Origin of the sequence: Glycomyces albidus, from assembly GCF_009451885.1 — a bacterium.
Taxonomy (GTDB): domain Bacteria; phylum Actinomycetota; class Actinomycetes; order Mycobacteriales; family Micromonosporaceae; genus Glycomyces; species Glycomyces albidus.
Genome location: NZ_WIAO01000029.1, coordinates 51,131 through 69,319, shown reverse-complemented (window position 1 = coordinate 69,319; position 18,189 = coordinate 51,131). Strand labels below are relative to the sequence as shown.

The 18,189-nt window shown below is 71.8% G+C and carries 14 protein-coding genes and 1 pseudogene; 10 read left to right on the top strand and 5 right to left on the bottom strand.

The features are described from left to right. From GFD30_RS20055 to GFD30_RS20040, 4 genes and pseudogenes are all read right to left on the bottom strand, one after another. Positions 1 to 442 (bottom strand): annotated as a pseudogene (locus GFD30_RS20055) (hypothetical protein); the annotation flags it as partial. Positions 443 to 643: 201 nt separating this feature from the next. Further along, positions 644 to 1,477 carry a hypothetical protein gene (locus GFD30_RS20050; protein ID WP_153026954.1) on the bottom strand — a complete coding sequence of 278 codons (834 nt, stop codon included), beginning with the start codon at positions 1,475 to 1,477 and terminating at the stop codon, positions 644 to 646. 250 nt (positions 1,478 to 1,727) lie between these two features. Then, positions 1,728 to 3,806: a 3-hydroxyacyl-CoA dehydrogenase NAD-binding domain-containing protein gene (locus GFD30_RS20045; RefSeq protein WP_153026953.1), complete on the bottom strand. Its 2,079-nt coding sequence runs from the start codon at positions 3,804 to 3,806 to the stop codon at positions 1,728 to 1,730. Then, positions 3,806 to 4,996 carry a thiolase family protein gene (locus GFD30_RS20040; protein WP_322633447.1) on the bottom strand — a complete coding sequence of 397 codons (1,191 nt, stop codon included), beginning with the start codon at positions 4,994 to 4,996 and terminating at the stop codon, positions 3,806 to 3,808. The genes GFD30_RS20045 and GFD30_RS20040 overlap by 1 nt, the downstream gene beginning before the upstream one ends. Before the next feature lie 254 nt (positions 4,997 to 5,250). Here GFD30_RS20040 and GFD30_RS20035 point away from each other — a divergent pair, with 254 nt between their 5' ends. Together GFD30_RS20035 and GFD30_RS20030 are read left to right on the top strand one after the other, a co-directional pair. Further along, a complete protein-coding gene (locus GFD30_RS20035; protein WP_153026951.1) occupies positions 5,251 to 5,517 on the top strand; it encodes a FitA-like ribbon-helix-helix domain-containing protein in 267 nt (88 codons plus the stop codon). Beyond that, positions 5,517 to 5,936 carry a type II toxin-antitoxin system VapC family toxin gene (locus GFD30_RS20030; RefSeq protein ID WP_153026950.1) on the top strand — a complete coding sequence of 140 codons (420 nt, stop codon included), beginning with the start codon at positions 5,517 to 5,519 and terminating at the stop codon, positions 5,934 to 5,936. Before GFD30_RS20035 ends, GFD30_RS20030 begins: the two co-directional genes overlap by 1 nt. 65 nt (positions 5,937 to 6,001) lie before the next feature. Here GFD30_RS20030 and GFD30_RS20025 read toward each other — a convergent pair whose 3' ends face one another. Continuing rightward, the gene (locus GFD30_RS20025) at positions 6,002 to 7,159 is read right to left on the bottom strand and encodes a ribonuclease D (protein ID WP_153026965.1); all 1,158 of its coding nucleotides are present in this window, start codon (positions 7,157 to 7,159) and stop codon (positions 6,002 to 6,004) included. A 312-nt stretch (positions 7,160 to 7,471) separates the two neighbouring features. On the opposite strand from GFD30_RS20025, the gene hemE reads away from it, so the two are divergent. The 8 genes from hemE (at position 7,472) to GFD30_RS19985 (ending at position 18,022) form a co-directional block, all read left to right on the top strand. Further along, entirely contained in the window at positions 7,472 to 8,494 is a 1,023-nt protein-coding gene (gene hemE / locus GFD30_RS20020) for a uroporphyrinogen decarboxylase (RefSeq protein ID WP_227996719.1), read from the top strand. Then, positions 8,491 to 9,906 (top strand): protoporphyrinogen oxidase, encoded by a 1,416-nt coding sequence (gene hemG, locus GFD30_RS20015; protein ID WP_227996717.1) that lies wholly within the window; start codon positions 8,491 to 8,493, stop codon positions 9,904 to 9,906. Before hemE ends, hemG begins: the two co-directional genes overlap by 4 nt. A gap of 27 nt (positions 9,907 to 9,933) precedes the next feature. Beyond that, entirely contained in the window at positions 9,934 to 10,647 is a 714-nt protein-coding gene (hemQ, locus tag GFD30_RS20010; protein WP_322633445.1) for a hydrogen peroxide-dependent heme synthase, read from the top strand. Next, entirely contained in the window at positions 10,647 to 10,835 is a 189-nt protein-coding gene (locus GFD30_RS20005) for a hypothetical protein (protein WP_153026948.1), read from the top strand. The genes hemQ and GFD30_RS20005 overlap by 1 nt, the downstream gene beginning before the upstream one ends. After that, on the top strand, positions 10,822 to 11,247 hold the full coding sequence (locus tag GFD30_RS20000; RefSeq protein WP_153026947.1) for a S24/S26 family peptidase: 426 nt from the start codon (positions 10,822 to 10,824) through the stop codon (positions 11,245 to 11,247). Before GFD30_RS20005 ends, GFD30_RS20000 begins: the two co-directional genes overlap by 14 nt. A 169-nt stretch (positions 11,248 to 11,416) precedes the next feature. Then, complete coding sequence (ilvD, locus tag GFD30_RS19995) at positions 11,417 to 13,261, top strand: dihydroxy-acid dehydratase (protein ID WP_153026946.1); 1,845 nt, start codon at positions 11,417 to 11,419, stop codon at positions 13,259 to 13,261. Positions 13,262 to 13,384: 123 nt separating this feature from the next. Next, positions 13,385 to 15,157, top strand: a complete 1,773-nt coding sequence (locus GFD30_RS19990; RefSeq protein WP_153026945.1) for a hypothetical protein — start codon at positions 13,385 to 13,387, stop codon at positions 15,155 to 15,157. Between the two features lie 93 nt (positions 15,158 to 15,250). Continuing rightward, positions 15,251 to 18,022: a putative bifunctional diguanylate cyclase/phosphodiesterase gene (locus GFD30_RS19985; RefSeq protein WP_153026944.1), complete on the top strand. Its 2,772-nt coding sequence runs from the start codon at positions 15,251 to 15,253 to the stop codon at positions 18,020 to 18,022. The last annotated feature ends 167 nt before the right edge of the window (positions 18,023 to 18,189 follow it).

Here is an 18,189-nt window from a genome sequence, read left to right as displayed (position 1 = left end):
CGACGGGAGCGGCGCCGGGCGGGGGCACGTGCCCCGCGGTGGCCGGTGACGGGGCGCCGGGGCCTGCCGCGGGCGTCAGCGGGTGTCCTGCGGCGGGCGAGGGGTTCCCGGCGGGGTTCGGTCCGGGCGCGGCCGGTGCCGGAGCCGCCGGGGCCTGCGTCGGGATGCCGCCGGTGTTCGGGGCGCTCTGCGGGGCGGGTGCGGTCCGGGCGTGCCGATCGGCTTCGGCGAGGTAGCGGGCGGCCACCGCTTGGAGGCCGTCGAGGACCTCGGTGCGCTCGGATTCGACGGCGGTGCGGCTCTTGAGGGTGGCGGGCATCGACGCCAGGACGGCGTCGAGCTCGGCCAGCCGCTGCAGGAGCGGCTCGGGCCCGCGCCCGCAGGCGGGGCACCCGCCTGCCGTCGAGGGGCTCCCGCAGCGCGGGCAGTTGTACGTCGTCATGTGCACAGTGTGCTGGTCGTGTCAAACCGGCGGTCGGGCAAATCGGGCGGGAATTGTGCAGGTCCCACAACGGCCGGCCGGTGTGGGCCGCGATCGGGCCGCCGATTCGGGAGGTTTCCTCCAAACGGACCGCGGGCATGGAACGGGCCCCGCGGCGGTGACGACCGCGGGGCCCGTTCCGTCGGGAGGAGTGATAAGCGCTTAGGACGCGCTCTGGTAGGCGTCGATGATGTCCCAGGCGAGGCCTTCCCACTGGGCGTAGTAGTCGGGGTAGGCCGAGACCTGGACGGCCTGGGCGGCGGAGGCGATGGACATGTCCTCCCAGCCGTCGACGTCCTTGAGCGTGTTGTAGAACTTGCTCGCGGAGGTCGCGGGGTCCATCAGCTCCTCGACCGTGCCCCAGCCCATGGAGGTGCGCTGCTGGAACAGGCCGACCGAGTCGTGGTCGGAGTAGGTGACCTCGGAGTCGGTGTACTCGAAGCTCTCGGGGACGGCCTCGGAGGCGGCGTTGTAGAGCTTCGCCTCCTGCATGGCGGTGGCGAGGGCGACGGCCCAGCCGTTCTCGTCGAAGCCGAGCTCCTTGCCGGTCTCGATGATCGTGACGGCGTTGGCCTCCTGCTCGTCGTCGATGTCGGCGACGTCGATGTCGACGGGGCCGGCGGGCGCTGCGGGCTCCGCGGGCTTCTCCTCGACGACCGGCTCGGGGGCGGCCTCGGTGGTCGCCTCCTCGGTGGCCGGGGCCTCTGCGGGCGTCTCAGCGGGTGCGGGGGCCGCTGCGGTCGCCTCTTCGGTCGTCTCCTGGGTCTGCTCGGCGGCGGCCTGCTCGGTCTCCGCGGGCGCCTCGGTGTTCGAGATGGCCCATGCGGCGGCGCCGCCCGAACCGGTCAGGATCGCGGCGGCGAGGCCGACGGTGGCGACCCGGCGGAACCGGTGCTCCTTGAATCCGCCGACGGTGTTGGTCAGCCGCTCGGTGACAGCGGCGGCGGCGCTCCGGACGGGGCCGGTCACGCCTTCGATCAGCTTGCGAAAATGCACCCGGCAACCGTATGGACGGAAATCCGCAGGTCAAAGCCGGTGTTCTCAAAGGATTCCAAGGAGGCAAGGGGTTTCCCTACTCGGCAGTAGGGTCCACGGCATTTGCCGGGTACCGGTCCTATCACCCCTCTCGTCCGTGCGTGTTACCGCTTCGCCCCCGGCCGGTTGGGGTCACGGGACGAGCCCGGACTCAACCGTTCGGTCGAGTCCGGGCTCGTCGCAAAGTTAATGTGACCGTGCGCACTCAGCACTACGCCGAGAACGGCTTTCCGGTCACATCGACAGAAATCCCCTCGCGGTCCAGGTACGGCGTGAGGCCGCCCAGCCAGAACGGGAAGCCCGCGCCGAGGATCATCGCGAGGTCGATCTGCTTCGCCGAGGGCACGACGCCCTCGTCGAGCATGAGGCCGATCTCCTCGGCCAGGCCGCGCAGGACGCGCTGCTTGACCTCGGCGGCCGTCGAGGGCGAGTCGCCCAGGGCGATCTGCGCCTTCGCCTCGTCGGTGAGCCGGCCCTTGCCCTTGGCCTCGGGGTCGAACACCGGGAACTCGGCCTCGGCCATCTTCCGCAGGTTCTCCGAGGCGGGGAACCGCGGCCCGAGGTCCTCGTTCAGGTGCTGGCACAGGTGCCACGCGACCCGCAGGCCCACGAGCTCCAGCAGCGCGAACGGGCGCATCGGCAGGCCCAGCTCGTCGAGCGCCACGTCGGCGACCTCGACGGGCGTGCCCGCGTCGACCGCGCCGGTGACCTCGGCGAGCATGCGTCCGAGCAGCCGGTTCACGATGAACGCCGGCCGGTCGGCCGAGCCCACGGCGGTCTTCTTCAGCTTCTTCGCCACCGCGTACGCGGTCGCCAGGGTCTCCTTGTCGGTCGACTCGGTCGGGATGACCTCGACGAGCGGCATGACGGCCACCGGGTTGAAGAAGTGCATGCCCACGAGCCGCTCGGGGTGCTTGAGCCCCGACGCCATCGCGGTGATCGAGAGCCCGGAGGTGTTGGTGACCAGCAGGGCCTCGTCTGAGACGATCGACTCGACCTCGGCGAACACGGCCTGCTTGACGCCCAGCTCCTCGAAGACCGCCTCGATGACCAGGTCGCAGTCCGCGTACACCGACTTGTCCGCGGTCGCCGAGACCAGCGCGCGCAGCTTGGCGGCCTTCAGCTTCGAGGTCCGGCCCTTCGCTTCGAGCTTGTCGATCTCGGCCCGCACGTACGCCAGGCCCTTCTGGGCCCGGTCCTCGTCGAGGTCGGTCATGACCACGGGCACTTCGAGGCGGCGCGCGAACATGAGCGCGATCTGGCCGGCCATGAGCCCGGCGCCGACGACGCCGACCTTGCCGATCTCCTTGGCCAGCCCCGGGCTCGGCGCGCCCTCGGGGCGCTTGCCGAGCGAGCGGACCAGGTGGAACGCGTAGATGCTCGACTGGAACTGCGGCCCGGCCTCGAGGTCGGCGAGCGCCTCGTCCTCGGCGAGCGAGCCCTCTTCGAACGTGGCGGTGCGCGCCAGTTCGAGCAGGTCCAGGGCCCGCACCGCCGCGGCGGAGGCGTTGTGGACCTTCTCGTCCACGAGCCGCCGCGCACCCGCGATGACCTGCGGCCACACGTCCCGGTCGACCTCGGGCCGCTCCACGGTGACGGCGCCGGTGGCGACCTTGACGGCCCAGTCGAGGGACTCCTCGAGGAAGTCGGCCGGCTCGAACTCGGCGTCGGCGATGCCCAGCGGCACCAGGTCGGTGCCCGAGAGCATCTTGTTCTGGTTCAGCGGGTTCCCGACGATGACCTGCGCGGCCTTCTCGATCCCGATGAGGTTCGGCAGGATCTGCGAGCCGCCCCAGCCGGGGATGAGCCCGATCGAGACCTCGGGCAGGCCCAGGCCCCGGGCGCTGGTCGAGACCGTCCGGTAGTGGCAGTGCAGGGCCAGCTCGAAGCCGCCGCCGAGGGCGGTGCCGTTCACGAACGCGAACGTCGGCACCGCGGAGTCCTTGAGCCGCTTGTAGAGCGAGTGCCCGGCCTGCGCCAGGGCGAGGCCCTGCTCGCGGCTCTCCAGGCTCGGCATGAGCTTGATGTCGGCGCCGGCCAGGAAGATGAACGGCTTGCCGGTGACGGCGATGAGCTTGACGTCGTCCTCGGCCTCGACCTGGTCGAGCGCGCGCCACAGGTTCTTGAGCCCGCCGGGCCCGAACGACGTCGGCTTGGTGTGGTCGAAGCCGTTGTCGAGCGTGATGAGCGCGGCCTTCCCGCCGAGCCCGCGGGGCTCCAGGAAGCGCACGAGGGCCTCGGTGACGACCTCTTCCTCGAAGTCGGGGAGATCGAGCGGCGTCGCGTACATTAGTTGGCCCCCTTGAAGTTCGGGTTCTCCCAGATGACCGTGCCGCCCTGGCCGAGGCCGACGCACATGGTCGTGATGCCGTAGCGCACCTCCGGGTGCACGGCGAACTCGCGCGCGAGCTGGGTCATGAGTCGCACGCCCGAGGAGGCCAGCGGGTGGCCCATGGCGATCGCGCCGCCCCACGGGTTCACCCGCGGGTCGTCGTCGGCGATCTTGAAGTGGTCGAGGAACGCCAGCACCTGGACGGCGAACGCCTCGTTGATCTCGAACAGGCCGATGTCGTCGATCGAGAGGCCCGCGCGGGCGAGGGCCTTCTCGGTGGCCGGGATCGGCCCGACGCCCATGGTCTCGGGGTCGACGCCGGCGAACGCGAAGCCGACCATCTTCATGGCGACGGGCAGCCCCAGCTCGGCGGCGGTGTCGGCGTCCGCGAGGAGGCACGCGGTGGCGCCGTCCGTGAGCGGCGCCGCCGTGCCGGCGGTGACGCGGCCGTGCGGCCGGAACGGGGTGCGCAGGTTCGCGAGCCCCTCCATGGTCGTGCCCGGGCGCGGCAGCTCGTCGGCGGTGGCGACGGTCCAGCCCTCGTCGGCCGAGCGCGCGGCCATCGTGGTCATGTCGGCGCTGAGCTGCTCGATCGCGGCGGCGTACCGCTGCTGCGTGCCGACTGCGTACGCGTCGGCCCGCTCCTTGGTGATCGTCGGGTACAGGTCGTGCAGGTTCTCGGCGGTGAAGCCCATCTGGAGCGCGTCGGGGTCGACGAGGCGCTCGGCGATGATGCGCGGGTTGGGGTCGACGCCCTCGCCCATCGGGTGGTTCGACATCGACTCGACGCCCCCGGCGATGGCGATGTCGTACTGGCGGGCGGCGATCGCGGAGGACACACTGGTCACCGCGGTCATCGCGCCCGCGCACATGCGGTCGATCGAGTAGCCCGGGACGGACCGGGGCAGACCCGCCAGGAGCGCGGCGGTGCGGCCCAGCGTGAGCCCCTGGTCGCCGATCTGCGTGGTGGCCGCCAGAGCCACCTCGTCGACCCGCTCAGGCGGCAGCCCCGGGTTGCGGCGCAGCAGCGTCCTGATGCAGCGGATGATCAGGTCGTCTGCGCGGGTCTCTTCGAAGAGTTTGCCCGCCTTGCCGAACGGGGTTCGTACCCCGTCGACGAAGACGACATCGCGGATGGTGTCGTTCACGCCAGCCCCTCCTTTGGGTATGCAGCGTCGAAGATGTGCAGTCGAGTGCAGTCGGATGGTGTGCATCGTCACGACGAATGTTACCCGCAAGTAAGTTCGTTGTCACGGCCCGCCCCGGTCGAGCCTCCCGATGCTTTCACGGACTCGCGCTGTCGCACGTCAACATCGGCTGCAAGCGCGCGATCCGACGCGCGGAAGGTGTGTCGCTCCCGGGTTATTCGCGGTAGCATCGATATCGTCAGGGGGTGACAACGATGGCAGAAGAAACCAGGGCGGTCTACCTCAGAGGTCTCGACCCGGAAACCTACAAGTGGCTCAAGGTTCGAGCGGCCCGGCACGAGCGTTCGATGCAAGCGGAGCTTCGCGCGATGATCCTCCGCATCAAGGATGCCGACGAGGCCGGGGATAGCTCGGCGGAGGCGATGTTCGAAAGGATCATGGGCGACTCCGAAGGGTTCGGCGAGGACGAGTTCGTGATCCCACGCCGCAAAGGCAGGTTCAGGCCGGTGGACTTCGGCTGATGATCATCCTTGATACGAACGTCGTGTCCGAGCGATTTCGGCCTCAACCACATAAACGCGTGAAGCACTGGCTTCGCACGGTCGGGCGCGTCGATATCGCTATTACAGCGATCACCGTGGCTGAACTGCGCATCGGCGCGGCGGCAATGGCGCAAGGGCGCAAGCGGGCCGAGCTCGAATCGAAGATTGACCGGCTCGTCGGGGAGGAACTCCGAGACCGCATCGAGGACTTCGACCTCGCCGCAGCGGACATGATCCCGAGAATAACCTCCAAACGGGAGGGAATCGGTCGCCGGATCACCATGGAGGACGCCATGATCGCGGCCATCTGTCTCACTCGCGGGGCCATGCTCGCGACCCGCAACACCAAGGACTTCGACGAGGTCGGGATTACACTCATCAACCCTTGGGAGGACTGAGCGGTTCCCTCGGTACCTCGACCGATCAAGGCAACGGTGTTCTCGCCGTTGCCTTTCGCGTGTCGTCAGGCTTGCAGCGCCTCGGTCAGCCCCTCCGCCAGCAGCTCGATCTGCCACTCCCTCGCGCCGGCCTCGGCCAGCACCGTGCGGACATGGCGCTCGGTCACCCGCTTCGGCGGCTCCCACGCCAGGCCCCGCACCAGCGCCGGCGAGATCAGGTTCTCCGCCGGCAGGTGGTGCTTCTCGGCGACCTCGGTGACCACCTCGCGGGCGGCCGCCAGGCGCTCGGCCGCGACCGGGTCGCGGTCGGCCCAGCGGTGCGTCGCGGGCGGACCGTCCTGGGGCGGCGTCGTCGACGGCAGCTCGTCGGCCGGAACATTGCGGGCGTCGGCCAGCGCCGCCAGCCACAGCCGCGCGTTCGTGCGCCCGCCGCGGCGCCGGAACCCCGGCAGGCTCATCAGCTCGGCGAAGTCGGTCGGGTCCGCCGTCGCGGCCTCGACGATCGCGGCGTCCGGCAGGACCTTCCCGGGCGCGCGGTCGAGCTTGCGCGCCAGGTCGTCCCGGGCCTCCCACACCGCTCGGACGCGGCCGAGGGCCTTCGCCCCCCGCACCTTGTGGATCCCGCTGGTGCGCCGCCACGGCTCCTTGCGCGGCTTCGGCGGGCCCGCGGTGCGCACGTGCTCGAACTCGGCCTGGGCCCACTCGGACTTGCCCTGCTTCGCGAGCTCGGCCGCGAGCTTCCCGCGCAGCTCGATGAGCAGCTCCACGTCCAGCGCCGCGTACACGAGCCAGTCGTGGGGGAGCGGGCGCGAGGACCAGTCGGCCGCCGAGTGCTGCTTCTCCAGCCGGTACCCGAGGAGCTGCTCGGTGATCGAGGCGAGCCCGACCTTCTCGAAGTTGCACAGCCGCGCGGCCAGCTCGGTGTCGAACAGCCGCGTCGGATGCAGGTCGAGCTCCTCCAGGCACGGCAGGTCCTGGCTCGCGGCGTGCAGGATCCACTCCGGGCCCGCGAGCGCCCGCCGCAGCGGGCCGAGGTCCTCGATCGGGATCGGGTCGACCAGCATCGTCCCCGAACCGGCCCGGCGCAACTGGATCAGATAGGCCCGGCCCGAATAGCGGAAGCCGGAGGCGCGCTCGGTGTCCACCGCGATCGGACCGGAACCGGCCTCGAGGCGCTCGGCGGCCTCGGCGAGGTCCGCGGACGTCTGGATCAACGGGGGCATGCCTTCACGCGGCTCCGTGAGGAGTGCGGCTTCGGGTTGGGGATCGGTCACCCGTTCACCGTACGGGCAGGTAACCTGCGCGCGCTACTGCCCCGCCGAGCAGGAGACCGATTTCCACCCGATAGTGGTTGAATCACCCATTTTCTCCTCCATGGTGGACGGCCCCGCCGTTCGACCTCCCTCACAGCGGCCCTCCCGATGCGGGCCACATCGCACTCGCACCTCCGGGCGGACCGCCCCCGCGCGTGCAAGGATGGCGTTGTGGTCAACGATGTTCCTTCGCCGACGGACTCGGCGCCGCCCGCAAGCCGCTTGAGCGGCGAGCCCCCCTTCCTCGCGGCCGCCCGCGGCGAGGAGCCCAGCCGCACCCCGGTCTGGTTCATGCGCCAAGCCGGACGCTCGCTCCCCGAGTACAAGGAGGCCCGCGCCGGCACCTCCATGCTCGAAGCCTGCCGGACCCCCGAACTCGTCTGCGAGATCACCATGCAGCCGGTCCGCCGCTACGGCGTCGACGCGGCGGTCTTCTTCTCCGACATCGTCGTCCCCCTCGCCGCCATCGGCGTCGACATCGACATCGTCCCCGGCACCGGCCCCGTCGTCGCCGAACCGTTCCGCACCGAGGCCGACCTGAAGCGCCTGCGCAACCTCGACCCCTGCGACGTCCCCTACATCACCGAGGCCATCGGCCTGCTCGGCAAGGAACTCGGCACCACCCCGCTCATCGGCTTCGCCGGCGCCCCCTTCACTCTCGCCTCCTACCTCATCGAGGGCGGCCCCTCCCGCGACCACGCCAAGACCAAGGCGCTCATGCACTCCGCGCCCGACGTCTGGCACGGCATCGCCTCCCGCCTCGCCGCGATCTGCGGCGAGTTCCTCCGCGTCCAGGTCGAGGCCGGCGCCAAAGCCGTGCAGCTCTTCGACTCCTGGGCCGGGGCCCTCTCCGAGGACGACTACCGCGCCTTCGCGCTCCCGCACTCGACCGCCGCGCTGGCGGGCGTCGCGCAGTCGGTGCCGCGGATCCACTTCGGCGTCGGCACCGGGCACCTGCTCGAGGCGATGGCCGAGACCGGCGCGGAGATCTCCGGCGTCGACTTCCGCGTCCCGCTCGATCAGGCCGCGAAGCGCCTGCCGGGCAAGGTCCTCCAGGGCAACCTCGACCCGGCGCTGATCCTCGCCGACGAGGCGCCGCTGCTGGCCGCGACCGACCGGGTCGTGGCCGCGGGCCGCGACGCGAAGGGCCACATCTTCAACCTCGGGCACGGGGTCCTCCCCGAGTCCGACCCCGGGAAGCTGAAGCTCGTCGTCGACCGCGTGCACGAAACCACCGCCCGATGAGCCCCATGACGCCCGCCCGCGTCACGGGCACGCCCGGGCGCACCCGGGTCCTGGTGGCGGGCGGCGGCATCACCGGCATCGCCGCTGCGCACCGCCTGCGCGAACTGCTCGGGCCGGACGCCGAGATCATCGTGGCCGAGCAGTCGATGCGCCTCGGCGGCAAGATCCGCACCGCCGACTTCGCCGGGCGCCCGGTCGAGACCGGCGCCGAGTCGCTGCTCGCGGCCCGGCCCGAGGCGGTCGCCCTGGCGCGCGCGGTCGGCCTCGGCGACGCGATCGTCCACCCGTCGGGCCTCAAGCCCGCGCTGAGCCTGGGCGGCGAGCTGGTCGACTTCCCGGCCGGGCACATGATGGGCATCCCCGGCGACCCGGCTGACGTGGCCGCGATCGCGAACGCCAAGGAGCGCCCCGACAACGGCCTGCCGATCCTTGAACCGGGCCAGGACATGTCCGTCGGCGAACTGGTCCGCTCGCGCCTCGGCGACGAGGTCCTGGACCGGCTCGTCGCCCCGATGCTCGGGGGCGTCTACGCCGGCGACGTCGACCGGCTCTCGGTCCGCGCCGTCATGCCGCAGCTCGCCGCCGCGCTCGAACGCCATGCGCGCCTGACCGAAGCGGTCGCCGAGGTCAAGCGGCCCGCGACCGGCAAGCCCGTCTTCGCCACGATCGACGGCGGCCTCGACCGGCTCGTCACCGCCACGTCGGCCGCGGCCCGCGCCGAGATCCGCCTCGGCATGACCGTGCGCGAACTCCGCCAGACCCCGACCGGCTGGGAGGTCATCACCGGCCCGGTGCCCGACCCGATCAAGGTCACCGCCGACGCCGTGGTCGTCGCCGTGCCCGCCTCGCCGGCCGCTCAACTGCTCCGCGCCGTCTCCCCGGAGGCCGCGGCCGCCCTCTCGGGCGTGCCGTACGCCTCGGTCGCCCTGGCCGCGTTCGCCTTCGACCGGGTCGACCTCCCGGAGCGCTCCGGGTTCCTGACGCCCGCCTCCGAGGGCAAGACCGTCAAGGCCGCCACCTTCTCGTCGAAGAAGTGGCCGCACCTGGGGCGCCGCCGCCAGATCGTGCGCGTCTCCATGGGCCGCCTCGGCGAGGAGGCGCTGCTCCAGTACGACGACGCGACCCTCGCCAAGACCGCGCTGCGCGAGCTCGGCGAGCACCTCGGGCAGCGCCTGCCCGAGCCGGTCGACCAGCGCGTCGACCGCTGGGGCGGGGCGCTCCCGCAGTACACCCCCGGGCACGGCGCCCGGGTGGCCGCCGCCCGCGAGGCGCTCGCCCGCCACCGCGGGATCGCGATCGCCGGTGCCGCCGTCGACGGCGTCGGCATCGCCGCGTGCATCGCGTCCGGCCGGGCCGCCGCCGAGCAGACCGCCGCCTCGCTGACGCCCGCGAAACACGACCCGGCAGACTGAGCCGAACCAGAAGGAAAGGGCCGCAACGTGACCGAACGCCAGTCCAACAATCCCAACGCCGCGCGGATCAAAGAGCTGAACGAGACGATCAGGTACACGCTGTGGTCGGTGTTCCGCGTCCAGGAGCCGATGCCGTCGATCCGGCAGGACCTCGCCAGCGACATGGAGGCGTTCTTCAAGAAGCACTGCGGCGACCAGGGCGTGACCGTCCGCGGCACGTACGACCTCACCGGGATGCGCGCCGACGCCGACCTCATGGTGTGGTGGCACGCCGAGACCAGCGACCAGTTGCAGAAGGCGTACGCCGACTTCCGGCGCTCCGCGCTCGGGCGCCACCTCGCGCCGGTCTGGTCGAACATGGCGCTGCACCGCCCGGCCGAGTTCAACCGCAGCCACCTCCCGGCCTTCCTCACCGAGGAGCCGCGCGGCTACGTCAGCGTCTACCCGTTCGTGCGGTCCTACGAGTGGTACCTGCTCCCCGAGGAGGAGCGCCGCGACCTGCTGCGCGAGCACGGCCAGATGGCGCGGGACTACCCGGACGTGCGGGCCAACACCGTCCCGGCGTTCTCGCTCGGGGACTACGAGTGGATCCTTGCGTTCGAGGCCGACGAGCTCCACCGGATCGTCGACCTCATGCGCGAACTGCGGGCCTCGGGCGCGCGCCGCCATGTGCGCGAGGAGATCCCGTTCTTCACCGGCAAGCGCCGCTCGATCACCGACATCATCAACGACCTGCCGTAATGGACGCCGGTCTGAGTGCGGTGCTGGTGTTCGGCCAGTGGATCCTGGTCGGCATCGTGGTCCTGGGCATGGCGTACGCGGTCCTGTTCGCGACCGCGGCGCTCGGGCTGACCTCGTTCACGATGTTCGAGCGCTTCCGCAAGAAGCGCGAGGAGCCCGAGGACGACGGCATCGATGGACTCTTCTAGCTGGTTCTACCCGCTGCTGCTGGTGGCGGCGGTGGCGCTGACGGTCGAGAGCGTGCGGCAGCTGCGGCGCCGCTGGGTGCTCGTGAAAGTCGAGGGCGCCTCGATGGAGCCGGCGCTCGAGGACGGCCACGAGGTCCTCGCCAAGCGCTCGCGGCGGATCGCGACCGGCGACATCGTGGTGGCCTCGGCTCCGGATCCGCGGCTCGGCTGGGCCGAGGCGCGGCGCGCCAAGGGCCCGTGGTGGATCAAGCGCGTCGCCGCCGGGCCGGGCGAGCCCATGCCCGGCTCGGGCGACCCGGTCCCGGACGGGCACTACTTCCTGCTCGGCGACAACCCGGCGGGGGAGGACTCGCGGCGCCACGGGCCGTGCCCGGCGGCGGCGATCTTCGGACCCGTGATTCGCGAGTTCTGATCGCATATCGGGCGATGTCATACCGTGAAGGTATCCTTGTCACCAGGGGTCCCTCAAGGGAACATTTCGGATAAGTCGTGATTTGTACTGATTGACTGACCATCTTCCTAAGGATGTCCTAAGGTCCGGGCGGCTCATCCCGGCATTCGAGACGTGGCAGACTTGATCCATGCCAGCGCTTCGATCACGGACTTCCACGCACGGCCGCCAGATGGCGGGCGCTCGCGCGCTGTGGCGCGCCACCGGTATGACCGACTCCGACTTCGGCAAGCCGATCGTGGCCATCGCCAACTCCTACACGCAGTTCGTCCCCGGACACGTGCACCTCAAGAACATGGGCGACATCGTCGCCGAGGCCATCGCCGAGGCCGGCGGCGTCTCCAAGGAGTTCCACACGATCGCCGTCGACGACGGCATCGCGATGGGCCACAGCGGGATGCTCTACTCGCTCCCCAGCCGCGAGATCATCGCCGACTCCGTCGAGTACATGGTGAACGCGCACTGCGCCGACGCGCTCGTGTGCATCTCCAACTGCGACAAGATCACCCCGGGCATGCTCATGGCCGCCCTGCGCCTGAACATCCCGGTCGTGTTCGTCTCCGGCGGCCCCATGGAGGCCGGCAAGACGATCGACGTCAACGGGGTCGTCACCCAGAAGCTCGACCTCATCGACCCGATGATCGCCGCCGCGAACGACGACGTCTCGGACGCTCAGCTCCTCAAGATGGAGGAGTCGGCCTGCCCGACCTGCGGCTCCTGTTCGGGCATGTTCACCGCGAACTCCATGAACTGCCTCACCGAGGCCCTCGGCCTCTCGCTGCCGGGCAACGGCTCCACCCTCGCCACGCACACGGCCCGCCGCGCCCTCTTCGAGGAGGCCGGCCGCGTCGTCATGGACCTGGCCCGCCGCTACTACGAGCAGGACGACGAGTCGGTCCTGCCGCGCAGCATCGCCTCTCGCGCCGCGTTCGAGAACGCGATGGCCCTCGACGTGGCCATGGGCGGCTCCACCAACACGATCCTGCACCTCCTCGCCGCCGCCCGCGAGGCCGAGCTCGACTTCAACGTGGCCGACATCGACGCGATCTCGCGCCGCGTCCCGTGCCTGGCGAAGGTCGCGCCGAACTCCGCGAAGTACCACATGGAGGACGTGCACCGCGCCGGCGGCATCCCCGCGATCCTCGGCGAGCTGTACCGCGGCGGCCTCATCAACGGCGACGTCCACACCGTCCACTCGCCGTCGATGGCCGACTGGCTCGGCACCTGGGACATCCGCGCCGAGAACCCGGCGCCCGAGGCAATCGAGCTGTACCACGCCGCGCCCGGCAACGTCCGCACCACGCAGGCGTTCTCCACCTCGAACCGGTGGAAGAGCCTCGACACCGACGCCGCCGAGGGCTGCATCCGCTCGGTCGAGCACGCCTACACCAAGGACGGGGGCCTGGCCGTCCTGTTCGGCAACCTCGCCGAGGACGGCTGCGTCGTCAAGGTCGCCGGCGTCCCCGAGGAGAACTGGACCTTCACCGGGCCCGCGCACGTCTTCGAGTCGCAGGACGACGCGGTGCAGGGCATCCTCGACAAGTCCGTGGTCGAGGGCGAGGTCGTCGTCATCCGCTACGAGGGCCCCAAGGGCGGCCCCGGCATGCAGGAGATGCTCTACCCGACCTCGTTCCTCAAAGGACGCGGCCTGGGCCGCAAGTGCGCGCTCATCACCGACGGCCGCTTCTCCGGCGGCACCTCCGGCCTCTCGATCGGGCACGTCAGCCCCGAGGCCGCCGGCGGCGGGCTCATCGCCCTGGTCGAGAACGGCGACATCATCGAGATCGACATCCCGAACCGCAGGCTCGAGCTCAAGGTCGACGAGGCGGTCCTCACCGAACGCCGCCTGGCCCAGGAGAAGCGCGAGCAGCCGTACACGCCCGTGAACCGCGACCGGGTCGTCTCGCGGGCCCTCCAGGCGTACGCGGCGATGGCCACCCCGGCCAGCGACGGCGCCGTCCGGAAGGTCGACTGAGGCACAGTCGACAAAGGACAGAGAAGCGAGCGGCGGGGTCCTCCGAACGGAGGGCTCCGCCGCTTGCGTCCTCCGGGCACAATGAAGGCGCCCAGCCCTCCTACCTTCTCGGAGCGTGCCCGCGTGAGCAGCACCTTTTCCCCGCCTTCCTGGTTCTGGTCCGACAGCTGGCAGGACACCCTGCAGGACCGCGCCATCGAAGACCTCGCGATGCGCCAGCGCCGCCACAACCGCGAGGCCGAGGAGCGCCGCCGCAAGTCCGAGCAGCAGCTCGCCGGGCGCATCGAAGCGGCCTCCTCCGAGCTCACCGACCGCATCGAGACCCTTTACGCCTGGGCCGACCTGCGGTTCGAGCTCGCCGAGTTCGACGAGCACCGGGCCCGCGTCGACATCCGCAGCGCCTTCCGCGCCCTCGCCGAGGGCCGCCCCGCGCGCCTGCCCGAGACCCGCGACACCCCCGGCTACTGGCTCCCGCCCGCCGCCGCGGCGATCCTCCCGCTCGTCCTGCGCGGCCGCCCCGGGACCGAACCGCAGCCCCCGGGCGACCTCACCACCGGTCTCGCCACCGCCCGCGACCGCGACCCCGTCCGCGCCGAGCTGTTCAACCTCGCCGTCGGCCGCTGCTTCAACCGGCCCGTCCTCATCGACGCCGCATTCCTGCGCCTCATCGCCGAACCCCCGCACCTCGGGACTGCGGAAGACCTTCCGGGCCCCGGCCATGGCGGCCCGGGCGCGACCGAAGACCTCCAGGGAACGGCCGACGGCGACCGAAGCGCCGCGAACGACGGCGGCAGCACCGCCGCAGGTGGCCAACGCACGACCGTCGGCGGCCTAGGCACGACCGAATCCGCCCGAGCCACCGCCGAAGGCGGCAGGGACGCAGCCGAGGGCGGCGGCGCCACGACCGAGAGCGGCAGACCCGCGGCCGAGCCCGTCCAGGTCGCCGCCGCCTGGCGCACGCTCTGGGAGCACGCCGCCCACGGCGTCTTCGGCCCCGACGCGGCCGTCCAGCTCGCCGGGCGCCTCCGCGACCACTTCGACCCCGAAGCGCTCGACGACACCGAACTCAAGGAATGGGACCGCGCGATCGCGGACTTCGCGAACGGCGCCACCCTCGCCGCGGCCCTCACCGCCCTCCGGGACCACCTCGCCGCCGAGCCCGCCGCCGCACCCGGCGACACGGACACCGCCTGGCGCCGGTACCTCCAAGAGCTCATCGAAGCCCCCAGCCCCGCCGAACTCCCGCTCGTGCGCCGCCTGGAGGAGCTCGCGCCCGCCGGCGCGCCGCGCCGCAGCCGCCCCTCCTGGGCCGAGCCCGCCGGGACCGTCGCCGAACTCGTGCGCCGCGACCTCTTCGACCCCGAGGCCCCGACCGCCCTGCGCCGCCTCGCCCTCGACCTCGCCGCGCCACTCCTGCACGCCCGCCTCGCCCACCTCGAATCGGGCCTCCGCGACCCCGAGCCCGCCGTCGTCCCCGTCAGGCGCCGCGGCGCGAGCGTCGACGTCACCGCCGCCGGGCACGACCCCGAGGCCGCCGCCGCGGCCGAAGCGCACATCAGCCGCGGCTTCACCACCGACGGGCCCTCGAAACCGGCCTACACGGCACTCGTGGCGGGCATCGGCGCCGTCACGCTCCTCCTCGCCGTCTTCGGCCAGTGGGTCCTCGCCGCGCTCGCCGCCGCCACCGCCGCATTCCCGCTGCTCGTCCACCGCTCCGAATCCGCCAAGGCCCGCAAGGAGACCGAGCAGCGCGACGACCGCCTCGCCGACCTCCGCTCCGCGCTCATCAAGGCCCGCAGCGACGCCGCCGACCTCGACCGGGAGCGCGCCGAGCGACACCGGGCCGACCGCGCGGCCCTCGACCGCCTCCGGGCCGCCCTGCCGCCCGCCCGATGACCGGCCGCGCGCCCATGCGGAGGCCCGCAGTCGGATACGAGGGACCATGCGGCATCCTGTAATGCACGAGTGTTCCTACGATTGGGCCAGTGGATGACGCCAACCCCCCGTCGCGTCCGGCAGACACTGTCGTGGACCGCGACCGCCGCAGTCTGGTGCTCCGTGCTGGCCGCGGCGATCGTGGTCGGCGTACACTCCTCGCTCCGGACCATCGACCCCGGCACCGCCGCCGCACTCGGCTCCATCGGCGCCGCCTGCGCCGGATCGCTCATGTGGCGCGCCGCCGGGCGCATCGCCTCGGGACGCCGCACCACCTACCAGCTCATGGCCGCCGGCATCCAGACCACCGCCGCGACGTTCGCCGCCGCCTGCTGGCTCCCCGACCCGGCCGCCGACGCCGTGGCCGGGACCGGCTTCACCGCCTCGGTCATCCTCTGGGCCCTCGCGCTCCTGCGCCTGCCCGACAGCGGCTGGGCGCCCCAGGCCGTCCAGCGGCGCCTCGTCGACGGCGCCTTCGTCGGCCTGTGCGTCCTCTTCTTCGCCTGGACCCTCTTCGCCCGCCCCCTGTTCGCGCAGATGCGCGGCCCCCTCGGCGACGGCGACCTCGCGATCATCATCCCGGGCATGATGGGCGTCGTCATGCTCGGCGTCGGCTTCACCACCACGTTCCGCATCCAGCGCTGGCGCCGCCGCCACGCCTTCGCGTACATCGCCGTCTTCGCCGTCCACTTCACCGGCCTCTCCACCTTCGTCGCCTGGCAGTGGCAGCGCCCCGAAGAACGCGTCCTGTGGTGGTCGGTCGCCTGGGTCGCCACCTGCGCGGCCCTCCTCGGCGTCACCTACCTCGCCCGCAGCCAGAAGCCCGCCCCCGTCGACAAGCCGAACTACCCCGGCGTCCACTACGCCGTCATGGTCGGCGCCGCCGCCCTCGGGGCCGCGGCCGTCCTCATCAACGGCGCCGGCACCGGCCCGCTCCCGCTCGACGCCACCCTCCTCGGCCTCGCCGCCGTCGGCGCCCTCGGCGCGCGGCTCATCCTCACCTACTTCGACGTCCGGCGCGTCACCGGCGAGGCGGCCGCCCGGCAGCGCCGCCTCTCCGCGATCGTCGGCGTCGCCTCCGACACCGTGCTCGTCCTCGACCCCGACCTCACCGTCACCTGGCACCCCGAGGACTCCGCGTGGCGGCCCGCCACGGACAACGGCACCTGCGTCGGCGCGTCCTTCCTCGACCTCGTCCACGTCGACGACCGCCGCGGCGCCGAAGAGGACCTCCGCACCCTCCTCGACGGCCTCAGCCACACCGGCCAGGTGTCCCTGAACATCCGCGTCCGCGACTCGGCCCGCCGCTGGCGGCACACCGAGACCGTCGTGACCGACCTCCGCGGCCGCCCCCAGGTCCGCGGCCTCGTCGCCCGCGTCGAGGACGTCGGCGCCCGCAGGAGCCTCGAGACCGAGCTCGCCCGCATGGCCTACTCCGACCCGCTCACCGGCCTCGCCAACCGCCGCGCCCTCCTCCAGAGCCTCGAGGACGGCGTCGCCGCCGAAGAGCACCAGACCGCGCTCCTCCTGCTCGACCTCGACGGCTTCAAGAACGTCAACGACACCCGCGGCCACGACTTCGGCGACGAACTCCTCGTCGAGGTCTCCCGGCGCATCAAGGAACTCCTGCGCCCCACCGACGTCGGCGCCCGCCTCGGCGGCGACGAGTTCGCGATCCTGCTGCGCGCGAGCTGGTCCGAGGCCGTCGCCACCGCCAAGGCCCTCGTCGCCCGCCTCGGCGAACCGTACGAGTTCCACGACGAGTCCACCGTCTTCGTCACCGGCTCCGTCGGCATCGCCACCGCCGCGGAGGGACTCGAGGACCCCGAACTCCTCCTGCGCAACGCCGACCTGGCGCTGCGCGCCGCCAAGCAGGCCGGCAAGAACCGGTACGCCACCTACGACGCCGAGTTCGACCGCCGCGTCCGCCGCAAGAACGAGCTCAGCCAGGAGCTCCGCGGCGCCATCGCCCGCGACGAACTCCGCCTCGTCTACCAGCCGGTCTTCTCCATCTCCGACCGCACCATCGTCGGCGCCGAAGCCCTCCTGCGCTGGAACCACCCCCGGCTCGGCCAGGTCAGCCCCGGCGAGTTCATCCCCGCCGCTACCGAGTCCGGCCTCACCCAGGACCTCGCCGTCTGGACCGTCAACCGCGCCGCCGAGCAGCTCGCCGCCTGGCAGAACGGCGGCATCAAAGCCTGGATCTCCGTGAACGTCTCCGTCAAGGAGCTCCACACCCACCTGTTCGCTACCGAGGTCAACACCGCGCTCATCGCCGCCGGCGTCCCCGCCAAGCGCCTCGTCCTCGAGGTCACCGAGCACGACTTCTCGCACCAGATGAACACCCTCATCGCCCAGCTCGGCGCCCTGCGCGGCGCCGGCGTCCGGATCGCCCTGGACGACTTCGGATCCGGCTACTCCTCGCTCGGCCAGCTCGACCGGCTCCCCGTCGACATCCTCAAGATCGACCGCGACCTCATCGCCAAGGACGACGGCGGCGTCGGCCCCCTCGCCGCCGTCGCCGTCACCCTCGGCCGCCTCCTCGGCATGGAGGTCATCGCCGAAGGCGTCGAGACCGACCTCCAGCTCAACGCCATGATCGCGGCCCAGGCACCGCTCGTGCAGGGCTACCTCCTCGCCAAGCCCATGGACCCCGACGACCTCACACGCTGGCTCACCGAGGAGCCGAAGGCCCTCGCCGCCGAGCCGTACGCCGACATCGACGACGCGCTCGCCGACCCCGCCCACTCGGGCGACGCGGCGTCCGGCGCCGGTGCCGGGCCCGGCGACACGCCGAATGACGTCCCGGGATCTGAGAAAAGTTGACTCACGGGCCGGAATCGTGAATCATGGGGTACGTGCCGAAGCAGAACTACGACTCCAACGCGACCGAGGCCCTCGCCGCCCGGCCGCTCGTCGTAGTACTTATCTAGCGCACCGTCGTTCTCCGACGGTGCGCTCGCCCCGTGCGTCCTAGCACGCGGGCGATTTTT

Excerpts from the sequence above, each read along its gene's own strand:
- GFD30_RS20045 (WP_153026953.1), bottom strand. The coding sequence starts at position 3,806 with ATGTACGCGACGCCGCTCGATCTCCCCGACTTCGAGGAAGAGGTCGTC.
- GFD30_RS20035 (WP_153026951.1), top strand. The coding sequence starts at position 5,251 with ATGGCAGAAGAAACCAGGGCGGTCTACCTCAGAGGTCTCGACCCGGAA.
- GFD30_RS20030 (WP_153026950.1), top strand. The coding sequence starts at position 5,517 with ATGATCATCCTTGATACGAACGTCGTGTCCGAGCGATTTCGGCCTCAA.
- GFD30_RS20025 (WP_153026965.1), bottom strand. The coding sequence starts at position 7,159 with ATGCCCCCGTTGATCCAGACGTCCGCGGACCTCGCCGAGGCCGCCGAG.
- hemG (WP_227996717.1), top strand. The coding sequence starts at position 8,491 with ATGAGCCCCATGACGCCCGCCCGCGTCACGGGCACGCCCGGGCGCACC.
- GFD30_RS20005 (WP_153026948.1), top strand. The coding sequence starts at position 10,647 with ATGGACGCCGGTCTGAGTGCGGTGCTGGTGTTCGGCCAGTGGATCCTG.
- GFD30_RS20000 (WP_153026947.1), top strand. The coding sequence starts at position 10,822 with ATGGACTCTTCTAGCTGGTTCTACCCGCTGCTGCTGGTGGCGGCGGTG.
- ilvD (WP_153026946.1), top strand. The coding sequence starts at position 11,417 with ATGCCAGCGCTTCGATCACGGACTTCCACGCACGGCCGCCAGATGGCG.
- GFD30_RS19985 (WP_153026944.1), top strand. The coding sequence starts at position 15,251 with ATGACGCCAACCCCCCGTCGCGTCCGGCAGACACTGTCGTGGACCGCG.